The sequence below is a fragment of the Nocardia sp. NPDC059236 genome (assembly GCF_042754085.1).
Taxonomy (GTDB): Bacteria; Actinomycetota; Actinomycetes; order Mycobacteriales; family Mycobacteriaceae; genus Nocardia.
In genome coordinates, this window is record NZ_JBHZAF010000006.1 from 26,169 (window position 1) to 43,244 (window position 17,076).

The following is a 17,076-nucleotide window of genomic DNA, read 5'->3' on the forward strand; positions in this document are numbered from 1 at the left end:
GTGGCCGAGGAGGAACTGCCGTGAACAGTGTTGCGGGACCACGTAATTCGATCACCGACGTCGACGGCGTCCTGGTCGGCCAGTACCACGTGCTGGACGCGAACGCCACCCTCGGGTCGGGCGCGGCCACCGGCTGCACGGTGGTGCGGGTGCCGGACGGGGCCGTGGCCGCGGTGGACGTGCGAGGCGGCGGTCCGGGCACCCGCGAGACCGACCTGCTGGACCCGGGAAACACTGTGCGGCAGGTGAATGCGATCCTGCTCACCGGCGGCAGCGCCTACGGGCTGGCCGCGGCCGACGGCGTCATGCGCTGGCTGGAGGAGCATCGGGAGGGGATCCCGATGGATCCCGCCGACCGGTCCCGCGTGGTGCCGATCGTGCCCGCGGCGGTCATCTTCGATCTTCCGGTGGGGGCGTGGAACATTCGGCCCGACGCCGATTTCGGTTTCCTGGCGGCGGAGGCCGCGGACCCGGTGTTCGAGCGCGGGTCGGTCGGTGCGGGCGTGGGCGCGCGGGCGGGGTCGCTCAAGGGCGGGATCGGCACGGCCAGTGTGCGTTTCACCGACGGCCCGGCGGCGGGCATCACCGTCGGCGCGGTGATCGTGGCCAATCCGGTCGGCTCGGTCTTCGACCCGCGCACCGGATTGCCGTGGGGCACGGGCACCGACGGCCCCGAGCATTTCGGATTGCGCCCGGCCACCGCCGAACAGCTGGCGGCCGCGAATGCCCTCGCGGTGAAGGGAACCGTGCTCAACACCACCATCGGCGTGGTCGCGACCGACGCGGCGCTGGATCCCGCGGCCTGCAAGCGGCTGGCCGCGACCGCGCACGACGGGCTGGCCCGGGCCGTCCGGCCCGCGCATTCGCCGCTGGACGGCGACACCCTGTTCGCGCTGTCCACCGGCGCCGCCGAGCAGCCGCCGGCGCTTCCGATGCCCCCGGCCTTCCCCGCTGACCTGCTGATCCTGGACCAGCTGTGCACGGCCGCGGCGGTCTGTGTGGAGCGCGCGATCGTGGACGCGATCCTGTCGGCGACCTCGGTGGCAGGCATTCCCGCCTACCGTGACCTGTTCGGGGCGCAGCCGTGACGGGTGCGGGGCACCGGGGTGTGACCGGGTTCATCGGGAATAGCCGCCTAGTCTCACCTGTTGACGACAGCGTTTCGGCCGTTCGGCCGGGGCGTCGAGCGGAAGGATGCGACTGTGCTGGTGATCAGGGCCGACCTCGTGGAGGCGATGGTCGCGCACGCGCGCGCCGACCACCCCGACGAGGCGTGCGGTGTCATCGCCGGTCCCGAGGGCTCCGATCGGCCCGAGCGGTTCATCCCCATGATCAATGCCGCGCGCTCGCCCACCTTCTACGAGTTCGACTCGGGTGAGCAGCTGCGGCTGTGGCGGGAGATGGATGCCGCCGACGAGGAGCCGGTGGTCATCTACCACTCGCACACCGCCACCGAGGCGTACCCGAGCCGCACCGACATCGCCTTCGCGTCCGAGCCCAATGCCCACTACGTGCTGATCTCCACCCGCGATCCGGAGCGGCACGACCTGCGCAGCTATCGGATCCTCGAGGGCGAGGTCACCGAGGAACCCGTCGAGATCGTCGCCGCTTACCCGGCGCTGTCGACGGGCGCGGAGGAGGCAGCTTGCGTAACCACGGAGCGACCCGACAGCGCCGCGTCGAGCACTGAATCCGCCGACGCCTGAACGACTTTCACCGCACCCCGCCCGCCGGAACAACACAAGGAGTCCCCCTCATGCCGGTCACCGTGTCCATCCCGACCATCATGCGCCCGATCACCAAGGGCGAGAAGCGGGTTCAGGCCCAGGGCGCGACCCTGGCCGCCCTCATCGCCGACCTGGAGGCCAACTACCCGGGCCTGGAGGCGAAGCTGCTCAAGGACGGCAAGCTCAACCGCTACGTCAACATCTACGTCGACGACGAGGATGTGCGCTTCAGCGGCGGGCTCGAGGCCGAGGTGCCCGAGAACGGCACCGTCACCATCCTCCCGGCGGTCGCCGGCGGCGCGCGCTAATCGTGGCGCGCTACGAGTCGCTGATCGCGACACTGGGCAACACCCCGCTGGTGGGGTTGAAGAACCTGTCCCCGCAGTGGGACGGTGACGACCACGTGCGGTTGTGGGCCAAGCTCGAGGACCGTAATCCGACCGGATCCATCAAGGACCGCCCGGCGCTGCGCATGATCGAGCAGGCCGAGGCCGACGGGCGGCTCACGCCCGGCTGCACGATTCTCGAACCCACCAGCGGCAATACCGGTATCTCGCTGGCGATGGCAGCCAAGCTCAAGGGCTATCGCCTGGTGTGCGTGATGCCGGAGAACACCTCGGTGGAGCGGCGGCAGCTGCTCACCATGTTCGGCGCCGCGATCATCGACTCCCCGGCCGAGGGCGGCTCCAATCAGGCTGTGGCGCTGGCCAAGCAGATCGCCGCGGAGAATCCGGACTGGGTGATGCTCTACCAGTACGGCAATCCGGCCAACTCGCTGGCGCACTACGAGACCACCGGCCCCGAGATCCTCGCCGACCTGCCCGAGATCACACACTTCGTGGCGGGTCTGGGCACCACCGGCACGCTCATGGGCACCGGCCGCTTCCTGCGTGAAAAGGTCCCCGGCATCGACATCGTCGCCGCCGAGCCGCGCTACGGCGAACTGGTCTACGGCCTGCGCAATCTCGACGAGGGCTTCGTCCCCGAGCTCTACGACGAGTCCGTCCTGACCTCCCGCTTCTCGGTCGGCCCCTATGACGCCGTCCGCCGAACCCGCGAATTGATCCTCGAAGAGGGCATTTTCGCGGGCATCTCCACCGGCGCCATCCTGCACGCCGCCCTCGGCGTCGCCAAGAAGGCACAGCAGGCGGGCAAGCGCGCCGACATCGCCTTCATCGTCGCCGACGGCGGCTGGAAATACCTCTCCACCGGCGCCTACGACGGCACCCTCGAAGAGGCCGAGGAGAAGCTCGACGGCCAGCTCTGGGCCTGACTCGGCCGCGGCGCCTCGGGGATTTCCCCGAGGCGGTCCGACTCGGTGCGGCGGTAGGCTCGGGGCAGGGCGGCTAGGAGGTCTTGCTATGAGCGGCGGGAGCGGGATGGGCGCGTCGTTCGATCCGGATCGGATCGCGCGGTTGCGGGGGCAGCTGGCGAAGCCGGCGGGTGGGTCGGACGGGAATGGTGCTCTGAAGTTGCTGTGGCAGCGCGCCATTGCGCTGACCCTGGGATTCACGGCGTTGCTGTATCTCGTGGAGGGGGTCAACAGCCTCACGGACAACGAGCTGGATCAGGCGGGGGTGAAGCCGCGCAGCGAGGACGGGCTGGCCGGCATTCTGTTCGCGCCTGTGCTGCATGCCAATTGGGGGCATCTGTTCGGGAACACGCTGCCGGTGATCGTGCTCGGGCTGCTCACCCTGCTGACCGGGATCGGGCGGGGGCTGACGGCGACGGCCATCATCTGGGTGATCGCCGGGGTGGGCCAGTGGTTCACGGCGCCGCCGCACAGTGTGTCGGTCGGTGCCTCGGTGCTGGTGTTCGGCTGGCTCACATATCTGATCTGCTGGGGCTGGTTCGCGCGAAATGTGTTGCAGATCGCGGTCGGAGTGGCGGTGGCGGTGCTCTACGGTTCGATCCTGTGGGGCGTTCTGCCCGGCAACCCGGAAATCTCTTGGCAAGGACATCTTTTCGGGGCGATAGGTGGAGTGGTTGCCGGATGGGTACTCTCTGGGAATGAACGTCGTCATCGTCGTGGGGCTGACGCCGGCCGTCTCGCGTCGCAGGGGTGACGCTGGACGCGGTCGGCGATTTGGGGGATCCCTCCTTGAGTGAGAATGCAGCGTGGCAGCATGGGGGAATGCGCCTCACCGTCCTCGGGTGCTCGGGCAGCGTGTCCGGCCCGGATTCCCCGGCGTCGGGTTACCTGCTGACCGGCCCGGATATGACACCGACCGTCATCGATTTCGGTCCCGGGGTACTCGGCGCGCTGCAGCGCCACCTGGATCCGGGTGAGGTCGACATCTTCCTGACCCACCTGCACGCCGACCACTGCCTGGATTTGCCGGGCCTGCTGGTGTGGCGCCGCTACCACCCCAATCCGCCCACGGGCAAGGCCGTCGTCTACGGCCCCACCGACACCGCGCTGCGAATCGGCAACGCCTCGGCGGAGATCGGCGGCGAGACCGACGACTGGTCCGACGTGATCGACATGCGGGTCTGGCAGGCGGATGTTCCGGCGCCCTTCGGCCACGGCCACACCGTCGAGGCCCGCCGCATGTACCACCCGCCGGAGTCCTACGGCCTGCGCATCTCCACCGCCGCCGGCCGTACCTTCGTCTACACCGGCGACACCGCCCTGTGTGACGAGGTCTTCGAGTTGGCCAGCGGCGCAGACGTTCTGCTCGCCGAGGCCTCCTGGACCCACGACCCGGCCAACCGCCCGCCGGGCATCCATCTCTCCGGCCACGAGGCGGGCCTGATCGCCGCCCAGGCCGGTGTCGGCGAACTTCTCCTCACCCACATTCCCCCGTGGACCTCCCGCGAGGACGTCATCGCCGAAGCCAAGGCGGTTTTCAGCGGTCCCGTGCACGCGGTCTCCCCGGGCGAGGTCTTCGACATCTGATCTTCGGCACGCGCCGACGCTATTCAGCGGGGCGCGGGCGACAGCGGATCGTGGGCCACTACGCTGAGGGCCGTGTCGAAACGAGCCGATGGCAGGGCGGATGACGAACTCCGCGACGTACGGATCACCCGCGGTTTCACCACGCACCCGGCGGGGTCCGTGCTGGTGGAGTTCGGGCAGACGCGGGTGATGTGCACCGCGAGCGTCACCGACGGGGTGCCGCCGTGGCGGCGCGAGTCCGGATTGGGCTGGCTGACGGCCGAATACGCCATGCTGCCCGCCGCGACGCACACCCGCTCGGGACGAGAGTCGGTGAAGGGCAAGGTCGGTGGGCGCACCCAGGAGATCTCGCGGCTGATCGGCCGTTCGCTGCGCGCCTGCATCGACTTGTCGACCATCGGCGAGAACACCATCGCGGTGGACTGTGATGTGCTGCAGGCCGACGGCGGCACCCGCACCGCCGCCATCACCGGCGCGTATGTCGCGCTCTCGGACGCCATCACCTACCTGGGCGCGGCCGGGAAACTGACCGACCCGCAACCGATCTCCTGCGCCATCGCCGCGGTGAGCGTCGGCGTGGTCGACGGCCGGGTGCGCCTCGACCTGCCGTACGAGGAGGATTCGCGCGCCGAGGTCGACATGAACGTGGTCGCCACCGACACCGGCACCCTGGTGGAGATCCAGGGCACCGGCGAGGGCGCCACCTTCCCGCGCTCCACCCTCGACAAGCTGCTCGACTCCGCGCTGGCGGGCTGTGAGCAGCTGTTCGTGGTGCAGAAGGCCGCCCTCGCGCTGCCGTACCCCGGCGTATTGCCGGAGCCCGGGGAGTCCAAGAAGCGATGACCCGCCGCGTCCTGGTCGCCAGCCGCAATGCCAAGAAGCTGAACGAGCTGCGCCGCATCCTGGATGAGGCCGGTATCGCGGGCATCGAGATCGTCGGGCTGAACGACGTGCCGCCCTACGACGAGGCCCCCGAGACCGCCGCCACCTTCGAGGGCAATGCCGTCGCCAAGGCCCGCGACGGTTTCGCCGCCACCGGATTGCCTTGCGTCGCAGACGATTCCGGTCTCGAGGTGGATGCGCTCAACGGCATGCCCGGCGTGCTGTCGGCGCGCTGGTCCGGTACCCACGGCAATGACGGGGCCAACAACACCCTGCTGCTGGCCCAGCTCGGCGACGTCCCCGACGAGCGCCGCGGCGCCCGCTTCGTCTCCGCCTGCGCCCTGGTCGCCGACGGCGTCGAGGAGGTCGTGCGCGGCGAATGGCCGGGTGTGATCGGCCGGAAGCCGGTGGGCGACGGCGGTTTCGGCTACGACCCGCTGTTCTTCCCGGACGGCGGCGACGTCTCCTCCGCCCAGCTAACCCCGGCCGAGAAGGATGCCGCCTCGCACCGCGGCCGCGCCCTGCGTCAGCTCCTCCCGGCGCTGGCGGCCCTCGCCGGCAACTGAATTCCCATAGACGCGAAAAGGGTTCGGGGACCTGGTCCCCGAACCCCTTTCGGCCGTTCGCGTGTAGTTCGATCGAGAGGGCGGCAAGTGATCTCGTGCCGTTCGGGGTAACTCCCCGGGTACGCCCAAGATAGTTTCGGCACCCGACCGCCGGCACGGGTGCGCGACAGTCAACGGCTCCCGAGCCTCCCGCTAGAGTCCCGGAGAGGCGGTGAGAGCCTTGACCTCGCGGGTGCGGTAGTGCTCGAAGACGAAGGACAGGAACGGAATCGTGCCCGCGATGCAGGTCAGGGCCGTGGTGGCGGGCTTCCAGCGGGCCTTGATGCCGAGGTCGATGGTGAAGACCAGGTAGATCATGTAGAAGATGCCGTGCACCTGGCCGATGTAGAACAGCCAGTGCGGGGCGGTGCTGCTGTCGTCGAGGATGAGGTACTTGTAGACCATCTCACCGCACAGCACCAGCAGCCAGACACCGGTGATGTAGGCCAGGGCGCGGTAGCGGGTCAGCGCGCCGCGGATCTTCGCGGGCGCGGCGGCGCCGAGTGGGCGGGGTGCCAGCGTGGTGTCACCGGCGACGGGGGATGGTGCGGAGTTGTCGCGGGTGCTCAACCGGCGCTCCTCTCGGTGTGGTGCAGACCGGCGTCACGGACCTTGTCGTCCATGTCGCGGGCGTGCAGATCGGCCAGGTACCTGTTGTATTCGGCGAGCTCGGGATCCTCGTCCCGGGCGGCTTTCGGGCGCTCCGGCAGCAGGCCCGCCGGGATTTCGCGCGGCGCCGTGGGTTTCGGCCGGCGCGGCCGGTCGGCGGGGGCGCCGGTCGGCGTGGACGCGGCGGCCGGTTCGGACACCGGAGCGTCGTCCTGCTCGGCTTCCTGCTCCAGGCGCACGAATCGGACGTAGGCCCACACCACGAATCCGGCGAACAACGGCCATTGCAGCGCGTAGCCGAGATTCTGATAGGTGCCGCCGCCGGACTCGAAACGGGTCCACTGCCAGTAGCCCAGCCCCAGGCATGCCGCGAACGCCACAACCACGAACACGATCAGGGCCGGGCGGCGATGGGGAGCGGACACGCACTCCACGGTACCTGGGGACTACGCAGTGCGTAGTAGGAGGTGGGTAACAGCAGAGCCCGCCGCACCGGATGATGCGACGGGCCCCGGGCACGAGGCTCAGAGCTTGTAGGTGACCCCGGTCAGACGCTCGGACTCGGTCCAGAGCCGGCGCAGCAGTTCCGGATCCTGCGAGATCTTGCTGGACGGCGAGGGCTCGACCGGGCCCTGGCTGCCGAACAAGCGGGTGGGACCCCAGTAGACGGTCGGGTCGGCGTCGGTCTCGGTCGCGGCGAACAGCGAGGAGTAGGCCGCGTGGTACGGGGACTGGCCCACGATCCGGATGAACGGCTTCGAGATCTTGTCGAGGACGGTTTCGGTGTGGGCGAACAGGTCGGTCGCCGAGACGCCCGGGTGCACCGCGTAGGAGCGCTTGGCCGAGCCGGCCTCGGTCAGCCGCCGCTGCAGTTCGCGGGCGAACATCAGGTTCGACAGCTTGGCCTGCGCGTAGGCGAGATTGCGCTGGTAGCGGCGGTGCTCGTAGTTGAGGTCGTCGATCCACAGCTTGGGCGTCTGCTTGTGGGCGATGGAGGCCAGGGTGACCACCCGGTCGCGGATCCGGTCCAGCAGCAGCCCGGTCAGGGCGAAGTGGCCGAGATGGTTGACGCCCCACTGGGTTTCGAAGCCGTCCTTGGTGCGGGAGAACGGGATGTTCATCAGGCCCGCGTTATTGATGAGCACGTCGAATTCGCCTGTGCCGTCGGCGAACTGCCGCACCGAGTCGAGGCTGGCCAGGTCGAGGCTCGCCACCCGGACGTCGCCCTCGATGCGGTCGGCCACCTCCTGGGCCTTGGCGGCATTGCGGCAGGCCATGATGACGGTGGCGCCCTTGCCCGCGAGCACCTTGGTGGTCTGCTCGCCGAGCCCGCCGTTGGCGCCGGTGATCACGAAGGTGCGTCCGGTCTGGTCCTGGATTTCGCTGGGCTTCCATGCCATGGCTGCTGACCTCACAATTCGAGTCGTTTGTTCGACCTTACTTCAGAGTAAGTTCCGGCGGTAGCCCTTGCGGGCCGGGGCAAACTTGTGACAGTCATAAAATGGTGATGATAATGGTTTCATGGCATCCACGCCCACCGCCGCGCCGCTGGGCCTGCGCGAACGCAAGAAGCTGCAGACCAGACAGAACATCTCGAACACCGCCACCCGGCTGTTCCTGGACCGCGGCTACGGCAATGTCACCATCGCCGAGATCGCCGAGGCGGCCGAGGTGGCCAAGATGACCGTGACCAACTACTTCCCGCGCAAGGAAGACCTGGTGCTGGATATTCACGACGCCTTCGTCGCGGGTCCGGCGGTCACGGTGCGCGAGCGGCGGGCCGGTGAGTCGGCGCTGGCCGCGCTGCGGCGGGTGTATCTGGCCGCGGTCGCGGACAAGGATGCCGTGCTCGCCGGATTCTCCGGGCCGGACTTCGCCGCCCTGATCACCGGCAGCCCCGCGCTGGTGGCGCGGCTGCGGGAGTTCCACGAGGACCGGGAGCGGCGGCTGGCCGAGGTGCTGGCGCGGGAAACAGGTTGCGCCGCAGATGATTTCACTGCCCGGCTCGCGGCCGCGCTGCTGGGCGGCGTGCATCGCACCCTGTTCGAGGAGGTGCTGCGGCGGACGGTCGCGGGGGAGTCGAACGACGCCATCGCCGCGGTGCTGGGCGAGCAGGTGGCCGCGGCCTTCGACACCCTCGAACCCGCGCTCGGCGGGTACGCGGTGCGCGCGAACTGACCGGTGCCGCACACGAACTGATCGGTCGCTCTGCTGGAATGGCCGAGGTGCCGTGTCGTTGCCGCAGAGTGGCTGGTGAGCGCCACATACTGGGCCGATGACCGGTGCCGGCGCCACCGCCGAGAAGCCTGCCCCGCCTCGTCCGCTGAGCCGGGCCCGCAGAAACGTCATCTTCGGAACCGTAGCTCTCGGCAGGTGCTGACCATCGCCGTGCAGAACAGCGTTCGTATTCGGATCTGGGGACCGCCACCTCCGGCGTCACCTTCTTCCGCACCATCGGCAGCGCGTTCGGCGCCACCGTGTTCGGCACCCTGTACACGAACAAGCTGCGCCCGAATCTGGAGGCGGCGCTGATCGAGGCGCGGGTCCCGCCGCAGGCGGCGCAGAATCCGGCGGTGCTGCGGGATCTGCCGAAACAGCAGTCCGCACCCATCATTCACGCCTACGCGGACTCCATCGACTTCGTCCGATGCCGCCGATCGGGTCCTGCTGGATCAGGCCATCGACAATATCGCCACCAAGCTGCTCGACGAGGCCGACCGCCCGGACGTCCTGCCGGTGCGCTGACCGTGGCGTCCGCTGCCCCGCCGCGGAATCCGCAGCGGGGCATCGGCTTTCGACGGTCGGGCCGCTCGACGGTCAGGCGGACACGGTGGCGGGCCGCACGGTCGCGTCCCAGTCGATCCGGAAGCGCTGCTCACCGCCAAGCATCTTCTCCGGATCCATCCGCTTGAACAGCAGCGGCATCATCAGCTGCATGGCCTTGCGGGCGACGGGCCCGGCGGCCTTGGTCTGGTTCATCCGGGCGACGCGGGCCGCGACCCCCTCCACCCGCGGCCGCCGCAGCGCCTCGTAGGTGGCGAAAGCCCGTGCCGGATCGTCGATATCGCGCAGGCACCGGGCCAGCTCGATCCCGCTCTCGATGGCCAGCGAGGCCCCCTGCCCGGAGGTGTTGCTGGGCGCGTGGATGGCGTCGCCGGTGAGTACCAGCCGGCCCCGGTACCAGTGCGGCACCGGCGGCATGATGTGCAGCGCGCCGATCACGGCCAGCTGCGCCGGGGTGGTGCTGCGGGCCAGCTGCTCGCCCGGATCCTCCCCGGCGTAGGTTTCGCGCAGCGTGCGCAGCCACTGCTCGGCGGGGACGGCCCGGGCCTCGGTCAGCGAGTAGTACTGCTCGCTGGGCAGATTCGCGCCCCACGAGACCCGCCCGTCGGGCATGGCCCAGTACAGGTAGTAGGCGCGCCGGCCGAAGGCGAAGGTCATCATGCCCGGCTCCAGGTCGATCGGGCAGTCGGTGTACGCGCCGAAGCTGAGCATGCGCAGGTACGTCGGCCCGGGGGCCTTCGGATCGACCAGGGTGCGCACGGTGGAGCGGATTCCGTCCGCGCCGATGAGGACATCCGCGGTCGCGCTACTGCCGTCGGCGAAGATGGCGGTCACCCCGCCCGCGTGCTCCTCCACCTCGATGAGCCGCTTGTCGTACTCGAAGCGCACCCCGGCGGCGACCGCACTGTCGTGCAGTACCTGGTGCAGGTCGGCGCGGTCGATCACCCGCAGCGGCTCGATATCGGTCATGCCGGGCAGCTCGAATCGCTTGCCGTTGACCGACATCGAGGATCGGCTGATGGGCACCGCGTGGGCGCGCACCGCGTCGCCGGCCCCGACGATGTCGAGCGCGGCCACGCCGTTGGGCGCGAGCGCCAGGTTGGAGCCGATGCCGTAGGCGGGACCCGGATAGGCCTCGAAGACGGTGACGTCGATACCGGACCTGTGGAGCGCGGTGGCGGTGACGGGGCCGGAGATGCCGCCACCGATGACGAGTGCGGAACGAATGGACATGTTTCTCTCCCGAGAAGTGTTCGCAGGGTGTCGAAAACCCCGAACCGTCCCGCGCGTGGAGAACCCAGTTATCCTGTAGTTGCCAAACTCGGTGCCGGGTTCGCCTGCACGGACGCGGTTCGAGACGGTGTGTTCCCGGGCTTCGGCGGTGGTGTTGCAGCACCCTCGCCGGGGCCCGGTCCATGTGGATCAGTCGTGCTGGGACTGCGGTGTGTCGGCTCCCCCTTCCGCCGGCTCTGCGATGTCGGCGGGCATGACGCCGTCGCGATGCCAGGCCCGCCAGCCCTCCACGTCCGGGAAGCTGCCGTCGGCGAGCGAATCGCGCAGTGCGCGTGCCCATTCGGACTCCGCTGCCAGCATGGCCAGCTCGTAGTCCTCTTCGATCAGGAACAGCCGCGGCACCGTGCCGTCCAGGGCGGCCAGTTGGGTGCGGCTTTCGGCAATGGTCCGGTCCAGCTTGGTGATTCGCTGGGTGAGCAGGTCGACGACCTCGTCGGGCGGCAGCACCGAGGCGACGGACAGCCCGGCCACGAAGCGGCGCTTCTCCGGCTCGGGGTCGGCGATGAGTTCCCTGGTCCAGTCGGTGAGTTCGGCGCGCCCGGCGTCGGTGATCCGGTAGATGGTCCGTTCCGGCCGGGCGCCGTCGCGTTCGCTGCCCGCGATCTCGAGGAAGCCGTGCTTGGCGAGGTTGTCCACGACCGTGTAGAGCGAGCCCCACTTGACGCTCATGTCGTTGTCCTTGCCCCATGCCCGCAACTGCGCGGCGATCTCGTATCGATGCATGGGTTTGACGACGACGGCGGACAGCACCGCCAGCCCCATCAGATTGGCGACCTTGCGCCTGCGGGCCATCCGGCACCCCCTTACTCGTCTACGAATATACGTCTACGAGTATTCGGCGACAAGCATTCGGCCGGAATCGAGCTCCGATCGGCGTCTACGCGTGGGCGAAGCGGGCGCGCAGATGGTCGGAGGTGGCCTGGTCGGCGGGCAGGAACGCCTCGAGGTGCAGCTCGGACAGGGTGATGTCGGTGGCCGTCGCGAACGAGGTGACAGTGGTGATGAGCCGCAGCTCGCCCGCCTCGGACCGCAGCCGCAGCGGCACCGCGAAACCCAGATGTCCCGGGCCCGGCTCCACCGGCGGCAGATAGCCGTCGAGTTCGGCGATGAGCGCGTCCAGCGCGGGATCGGGGCTGCGGCCCGCGCGATTGCGGAGGCTGTCGGTGACGTGCCGCCCCCACTCCGGCAGGTTCTCCACCCGCCGGCCCAGCCCGTCCGGATGCAGGGCCAGCCGCAGCACATTGATCGGGGGCTCCAGCAGTTCCGGCGCACAGCCCTCGGTCAGCAGCTCGAATCCGGGATTGGCCGCCACCAGCACACCGAACGGCCGGGTCACCACGGCCGGATACGGCAGATGCCCCTGCAGGATGGTGTCGAGCGCATGCCGGACCGCGTCGAGTTCCGGTGCGTCCAGCGAGGATTCGGGAAAGATCGGCGCATAGCCCGCCGCCAGCAGCATTGCGTTGCGCTCCCGCAGGGACAGTCCCAGCACCTCGGCCAGGCGGACCACCATGATCCGTCCCGGCTGTGAGCGCCCCTGCTCCAGGAAGCTCAGATACCGCTGGCTGGTCTCGGCGGCGATGGCCAGATCGAGCTGACTCAACCGCCGCCGTGTCCGCCAGCCGCGGAGCTGCTGTGCGAACGGTGTGGTCGTGGCCGGGGCCATGGTCGTCATACCTCCACTGTGTTCGAGGCTGCGTCGCGTCGCGATTCCCTCCAGGGAATCGTCACACGGACGGAGAGCCGCGCCTTGATCATTCCCTGCAGGGAATCGCGGTGGCGGCCGGCGCGGCACAGACTCGGAGCCATGAGCGATGGACATGATCAGAACCCGAATGGTGTTGCCTACCACCTGGATCCGCTGCGCGGCATGGCCGGATTGAGCACGGCGGTGCAGGCGCCGCCGATCCCCGGACCGCACCAGGTGCTGGTGCGGGTGCGCGCCGCCTCCCTGAACCGGCGCGACATCATGCTGATGGAGGGCACCTACCCGGTGCCGGCCCGGCCGGGCGTGGTGCCGCTGGTGGACGGCGTCGGTGAGGTGATCGGCCTGGGTGCGGGCGTGACCCGCGCGGCGCTGGGCGACCGGGTGATGGGCACCTACTTCGTCGGCTGGAACGACGGCCCGCAGACCCGGGCGCTGAGCGGTGAGCAGTACGGCGCGACCCACGACGGCTGGCTCGCGACCTACGTGCTGCTGGAAGAGGATTCGGTGGTGCAGGTGCCGCCGTATCTCACCGACGCGGAAGCCGCCGCCCTCACCTGCGCGGGTCTGGTGGCCTGGGCCGCGGTGACCAAGCCGGTGCCGGTCGGCCCGGGCGACACCGTGCTCACTGTGGGCTCGGGTCCGGTCGGCCTCTTCGCGGTGCAGCACGCGAAAATGCTGGGCGCGCAGGTCATCTCCCTCACCTCGTCGCCGGAGAAGGGCGAGCGCCTGCGCAAGCTGGGCGCGGACGAGGTGGTGGACCGAACCGTGACCCCGGACTGGGAGCGGGTGGTGCTGGAGCTCACCGACGGCCTGGGCGTAGAGCGCGTGGTGGAGGCGGTGGGCAAGCGGACGCTGGCGAAATCCCTTGCGGCCACGGCCTACAACGGCGAGGTCGTGCTGATCGGAGCCTTCCCGGCCGAGCCGGGGCAGCAACCCGCCGATCCGCTGGGCGGCAAGTATGCCGGCCTGCGCCGCATCGCGGTGGGCAGCCGGGCGGATCTGGAGTTCATGAACCGCACCATGGCCGAGCATGGCATGCGGCCGGTGATCGATCGGGTGTATCCGTTCGAGCGGGCGGTCGAGGCGTTCGAATACTTCGAGACCGGTGACCCGTTCGGCAAGGTGGTGCTCACCCTGGATTGAGCGCAACTTACTGGCAATCGGTTTGGATAGATATCTACCTGGAACTATTTCCTTACCTTGGAGCAGGTTCAGATAATCAGCAAATCTGTGTACCGTGCCTTGAAGGAGAAGCATTTCGGATCTACGAGCGTGTGCTTCGAGCCGAAGGAGTTCCCCGATGGCGGTGGGCGCGGTACGCGAGAGACCCGGTGCGGCGGGGGAGGAGCCCGCCGTCGCAGCGAATGACGGGACCCCCGGTCTGACCGCGGTGGGGACGATGCCCGCCAACGTGCTCGGCGGCCTCCTGGTCCTCTCGTTCAGCGTGATCGTCGCCCTCATCGGCGGCACCATGTGGGCCGCGCTCGAGAGACCCGGTGGCGCCGAAACACCGGACACCCCACCGGCTTCCACGTCCACCGCCCCGGTGTCCGTCAAGGCACAGCCCCAGGCGCCCCCGCCCGCCACCTCCGCCGCTCCGTCACCACCACCGCCACCGCCCGCCCCGGCCGCAGCGCAGAATCCCACGCCCGCCCCGGCGCCCGCCCCTGCCCCTGCCCCTGCCCCCGCCCCGCACACCGAGCAATACGTCCCTCCGCCCGCGCCGGTCCAGGTGGCTCCCGAGCCGCCCGCACCCGCCCCGGTGGCGCCGCCTCCACCACCGGCCCCCGCACTGCCGGACATTCTGGCCCCGATCCTCCCGTTCCTGGTGCCGCCCCCGCCCCCGCCCCCGCCCGCTCCCTAGTTGTCGCCGCCCGGAATCCGAAGGAGGACAGCCATGCTCGGCACGGCAGACGAGATCGGGCGCGACCACGGCGATATCGACCCCCGGCGGCTGGGCCGCGTGATCCTGGCCGCCGTCCTCATGGCGATGGCTGTCGGGGCGGGCATCTGGCTCACCTCGTCCGGTGATCGCCCGATTGCCGACACCTCGATCGTGAATGTCCCCCGGCCGCGTCACGACCATGTCGCGCCCGCTCCGCATCCGCCCAATGTCGCTCCCGTCGAACAGGTTCCGTCCGTTCCGGGACCGGCCTCGGATCCGGCTCCGCCAGTGGTGATTCCGGCGCCCGTCGCACCGCATCCGGTGAATATCCCGGCGCCGGTGGGCCCGGACGGCGGGCCGGCGAATCCGCTCGCGCCGCCGGGGGATTCGGGCCGGCCCTCCGGCTAGAGTCCGGAAATCCCTGCCAGCTGGCCGATTCCGTAGGTGACGGCCATGGCCAGCGCACCGCCGATGACCACCCGGAGCACGGCGCGGCGTGGATTGCTGCCACCGAGCCGGGCGCTCACCGACCCGGTCAGGGCCAGCGCCACCAGCACGGCGGCGAAACAGACGGGGATGCGCCACTGGGTCGGGGGCAGCAGGATGGCCAGGATCGGCAGGATGGCGCCGATGGTGAAGGAGACGGCCGACGACAGCGCGGCCTGCCACGGATTGGTGAGTTCGTGTGGGTCCAAACCCAATTCGGCCTCGGCGTGGGCGGCGAAGGCGTCGTGTGCGGTGAGTTCCTGGGCCACCTGGCGGGCGGTCGCGGCGGACAGTCCCTTGGCCCGGTAGATCTGGGTCAGCTCGGCCAGTTCGTATTCCGGCTCCTCGGCCAGCTCCCGCTTCTCCTTCGACAGCAGGGCGCGCTCGGAGTCGCGCTGGGTGCTGACCGAGACGTATTCGCCGACCGCCATGGAGATGGCGCCGGCGGCCAGACCCGCGACGCCGGCGGTGAGGATGGCACTGGAGTCGGTGGACGCGGCGGCGACACCGACCACCAGGCCGGCGGTGGAGACGATGCCGTCATTGGCGCCCAGCACGCCGGCCCGCAACCAGTTGAGGCGGGCGGCGAGGCCCTCGTCGTGCGGCTCGTGCGGGTGCGGTAGCGCTGCGTCGGCGGCTCCGGTGTCGTCCACGTGGGCAGCCTAATTCACCGGGACGCACTCATGCGGTAATGCGTTCGGGGGAGGCATGACTCCCATTTACGGGGTGTGCGGACGGTTTGCTGCAACGATGGGGTCATGGTGGGTTTCTGCAGGCGGTACTGGTCGGCCATCCTCCCGGTGCTGGGCGCCGCGGTGCTGGTGGTGGCCTGGGGCCGGCAGCTGACCCCGGTCCCGGCGGTACTGGTGGGAGCCGTGCTGATCGGCGCGGTGCTGGCCGCGGTGCACCACGCGGAGACGGTCGCGCACCGGGTGGGCGAGCCGTTCGGATCACTGATCCTGGCGGTGGCGGTGACCATCATCGAGGTCGGACTGATCGTCACGCTCATGGTGTCCAGTCCGGGGAAGTCCGCCGCGCTGGCCCGCGACACCGTCTTCGCCGCCGTAATGATCACGTGCAACGGCATTTTCGGCCTCTCGCTGCTGGTGGGCGCGCTGCGGCGGCGGGTTGCGGTCTTCAATGCCGAGGGCACCGGCGCGGCGCTGGCCACGGTCGCGACGCTAGCGACCCTGAGTCTCGTGCTGCCGACCTTCACCACCAGCGAACCCGGCCCGGTGTTCTCGACCTCGCAGCTGGCCTTCGCCGCCGTGGCCTCGCTGGTTCTCTACGGCGTCTTCGTCATGGTGCAGACGGTCCGGCATCCCGGCGACTTCCTGCCCGTCGAGGGGATCGCGGCGGTCGACGATGAGCACGAGGAGCCGCCCACCCGCGGGCAGGCGTTGCTGAGTCTGGGTTTGCTGCTGGTTGCCCTGATCGGCGTGGTCGGGCTGGCGAAGGTGGACACACCGAATATCGAATCCGGTATCGCCGCGGCCGGGCTGCCGCAGTCCGCGGTCGGTGTGGTGATCGCGATGCTGGTGCTGTTGCCCGAAACCATTGCGGCCGTGCGTACTGCGCGCCGCGACCGGGTGCAGATCTCGCTGAATCTGGCGCTGGGTTCGGCCATGGCCAGTATCGGCCTGACCATTCCGGCCATCGCGCTCGCCTCGGTCTGGATCGAGGGCCCGCTCATGCTCGGCCTGGGCGCGACCCAGATGGTGCTACTGGCATTGACCGTGGTGGTCGGCGCGCTCACAGTGGTGCCCGGACGCGCGACCCTGCTCCAGGGCTGCGTGCACCTGGTGTTGTTCTCGGCCTTCGTTTTTCTGGCGGTCAGTCCGTAATCAGGAGTTCCAGCGATAGATCTGGCCGTCGCGCAGTTCGTAGGACGTCGCGGGATTGGTGGCATCGTGCCGGGACAGCAGCGCCATGACGCGGGTTCGTCCGCGGGTGGTGACGCCGTCCTCGGTCCAATGCACATAGGGGTGCACCAGTTTCGCGAATTCCGCCCAGTCGCCGGCTTCGATCGTGTGCAGGACCGCCGACACCGTGTTGTCCACAGCGACAGTGAACACGCACTGTCCGCATTTCGCGTGGGTTCGATGGGAAATTGGGGTTGCTGCGAGATCACTCTATTCGGCTTCAGGTATGGCTGAGGGCCCCGAAACCGCCTCGCCGGGGGTTCGCCCGGGGCGTGC

Annotated in this window: 21 protein-coding genes; 13 read left to right on the forward strand and 8 right to left on the reverse strand. The window is 69.5% G+C overall.

Annotated elements, in window-relative coordinates; all coding sequences use genetic code 11:
* Positions 1-20 precede the first annotated feature (20 nt).
* The 8 genes from ACFXIV_RS17205 (at position 21) to ACFXIV_RS17240 (ending at position 6,074) form a co-directional block, all read left to right on the forward strand.
* A complete protein-coding gene (locus ACFXIV_RS17205) occupies positions 21-1,088 on the forward strand; it encodes a P1 family peptidase (RefSeq protein ID WP_379400644.1) in 1,068 nt (355 codons plus the stop codon).
* A 114-nt stretch (positions 1,089-1,202) separates the two neighbouring features.
* Positions 1,203-1,706, forward strand: a complete 504-nt coding sequence (locus ACFXIV_RS17210) for a Mov34/MPN/PAD-1 family protein (protein ID WP_379400666.1) — start codon at positions 1,203-1,205, stop codon at positions 1,704-1,706.
* A 50-nt stretch (positions 1,707-1,756) separates the two neighbouring features.
* Entirely contained in the window at positions 1,757-2,035 is a 279-nt protein-coding gene (locus tag ACFXIV_RS17215) for a MoaD/ThiS family protein (RefSeq protein ID WP_354850207.1), read from the forward strand.
* Between the two features lie 2 nt (positions 2,036-2,037).
* Positions 2,038-3,000 (forward strand): PLP-dependent cysteine synthase family protein, encoded by a 963-nt coding sequence (locus ACFXIV_RS17220; RefSeq protein WP_379400642.1) that lies wholly within the window; start codon positions 2,038-2,040, stop codon positions 2,998-3,000.
* Positions 3,001-3,088: 88 nt separating this feature from the next.
* Positions 3,089-3,793: a rhomboid family intramembrane serine protease gene (locus ACFXIV_RS17225; RefSeq protein WP_379400641.1), complete on the forward strand. Its 705-nt coding sequence runs from the start codon at positions 3,089-3,091 to the stop codon at positions 3,791-3,793.
* Positions 3,794-3,861: 68 nt separating this feature from the next.
* Positions 3,862-4,626 carry a cyclic nucleotide-degrading phosphodiesterase gene (locus tag ACFXIV_RS17230; protein WP_379400665.1) on the forward strand — a complete coding sequence of 255 codons (765 nt, stop codon included), beginning with the start codon at positions 3,862-3,864 and terminating at the stop codon, positions 4,624-4,626.
* A gap of 72 nt (positions 4,627-4,698) precedes the next feature.
* Positions 4,699-5,469, forward strand: coding sequence for a ribonuclease PH (rph, locus tag ACFXIV_RS17235; RefSeq protein WP_354850219.1), 771 nt, complete (start codon positions 4,699-4,701; stop codon positions 5,467-5,469).
* Positions 5,466-6,074, forward strand: a complete 609-nt coding sequence (locus ACFXIV_RS17240; RefSeq protein WP_379387877.1) for a non-canonical purine NTP pyrophosphatase — start codon at positions 5,466-5,468, stop codon at positions 6,072-6,074. The genes rph and ACFXIV_RS17240 overlap by 4 nt, the downstream gene beginning before the upstream one ends.
* Before the next feature lie 192 nt (positions 6,075-6,266).
* Here the strand turns inward: ACFXIV_RS17240 and ACFXIV_RS17245 are convergent, their stop codons facing one another.
* From ACFXIV_RS17245 to ACFXIV_RS17255, 3 genes are all read right to left on the reverse strand, one after another.
* On the reverse strand, positions 6,267-6,632 hold the full coding sequence (locus ACFXIV_RS17245; protein ID WP_379400664.1) for a DUF3817 domain-containing protein: 366 nt from the start codon (positions 6,630-6,632) through the stop codon (positions 6,267-6,269).
* Positions 6,633-6,679: 47 nt separating this feature from the next.
* On the reverse strand, positions 6,680-7,156 hold the full coding sequence (locus tag ACFXIV_RS17250) for a transcriptional regulator (protein WP_379400639.1): 477 nt from the start codon (positions 7,154-7,156) through the stop codon (positions 6,680-6,682).
* A 90-nt stretch (positions 7,157-7,246) separates the two neighbouring features.
* The gene (locus tag ACFXIV_RS17255; protein ID WP_379400638.1) at positions 7,247-8,122 is read right to left on the reverse strand and encodes an oxidoreductase; all 876 of its coding nucleotides are present in this window, start codon (positions 8,120-8,122) and stop codon (positions 7,247-7,249) included.
* Positions 8,123-8,243: 121 nt separating this feature from the next.
* Between ACFXIV_RS17255 and ACFXIV_RS17260 the strand changes: the two genes are divergently transcribed.
* Positions 8,244-8,900 carry a TetR/AcrR family transcriptional regulator gene (locus ACFXIV_RS17260; RefSeq protein ID WP_379400637.1) on the forward strand — a complete coding sequence of 219 codons (657 nt, stop codon included), beginning with the start codon at positions 8,244-8,246 and terminating at the stop codon, positions 8,898-8,900.
* Positions 8,901-9,539: 639 nt separating this feature from the next.
* Here ACFXIV_RS17260 and ACFXIV_RS17265 read toward each other — a convergent pair.
* The 3 genes from ACFXIV_RS17265 to ACFXIV_RS17275 form a co-directional block, all read right to left on the reverse strand.
* A complete protein-coding gene (locus tag ACFXIV_RS17265) occupies positions 9,540-10,739 on the reverse strand; it encodes an FAD-dependent oxidoreductase (protein WP_379400636.1) in 1,200 nt (399 codons plus the stop codon).
* Positions 10,740-10,928: 189 nt separating this feature from the next.
* Entirely contained in the window at positions 10,929-11,591 is a 663-nt protein-coding gene (locus ACFXIV_RS17270) for a PadR family transcriptional regulator (protein WP_379400635.1), read from the reverse strand.
* 85 nt (positions 11,592-11,676) lie between these two features.
* Positions 11,677-12,474 (reverse strand): helix-turn-helix domain-containing protein, encoded by a 798-nt coding sequence (locus ACFXIV_RS17275; RefSeq protein ID WP_379400634.1) that lies wholly within the window; start codon positions 12,472-12,474, stop codon positions 11,677-11,679.
* 132 nt (positions 12,475-12,606) lie between these two features.
* Here ACFXIV_RS17275 and ACFXIV_RS17280 point away from each other — a divergent pair, with 132 nt between their 5' ends.
* From ACFXIV_RS17280 to ACFXIV_RS17290, 3 genes are all read left to right on the forward strand, one after another.
* Positions 12,607-13,650: an NAD(P)-dependent alcohol dehydrogenase gene (locus ACFXIV_RS17280; protein WP_379400633.1), complete on the forward strand. Its 1,044-nt coding sequence runs from the start codon at positions 12,607-12,609 to the stop codon at positions 13,648-13,650.
* 157 nt (positions 13,651-13,807) lie between these two features.
* Positions 13,808-14,371, forward strand: a complete 564-nt coding sequence (locus ACFXIV_RS17285) for a hypothetical protein (RefSeq protein ID WP_379400632.1) — start codon at positions 13,808-13,810, stop codon at positions 14,369-14,371.
* Between the two features lie 33 nt (positions 14,372-14,404).
* Entirely contained in the window at positions 14,405-14,800 is a 396-nt protein-coding gene (locus ACFXIV_RS17290) for a hypothetical protein (protein WP_379400631.1), read from the forward strand.
* Here the strand turns inward: ACFXIV_RS17290 and ACFXIV_RS17295 are convergent.
* Positions 14,797-15,531: a VIT family protein gene (locus ACFXIV_RS17295; protein ID WP_379400630.1), complete on the reverse strand. Its 735-nt coding sequence runs from the start codon at positions 15,529-15,531 to the stop codon at positions 14,797-14,799. The two genes, ACFXIV_RS17290 and ACFXIV_RS17295, sit on opposite strands and share 4 nt — an antisense overlap.
* 105 nt (positions 15,532-15,636) lie before the next feature.
* Here ACFXIV_RS17295 and ACFXIV_RS17300 point away from each other — a divergent pair, with 105 nt between their 5' ends.
* The gene (locus tag ACFXIV_RS17300) at positions 15,637-16,722 is read left to right on the forward strand and encodes a calcium:proton antiporter (protein ID WP_379400629.1); all 1,086 of its coding nucleotides are present in this window, start codon (positions 15,637-15,639) and stop codon (positions 16,720-16,722) included.
* On the opposite strand, the gene ACFXIV_RS17305 is transcribed toward ACFXIV_RS17300, so the two are convergent.
* Complete coding sequence (locus ACFXIV_RS17305) at positions 16,723-16,953, reverse strand: nuclear transport factor 2 family protein (protein WP_354850256.1); 231 nt, start codon at positions 16,951-16,953, stop codon at positions 16,723-16,725.
* Positions 16,954-17,076 lie beyond the last annotated feature (123 nt).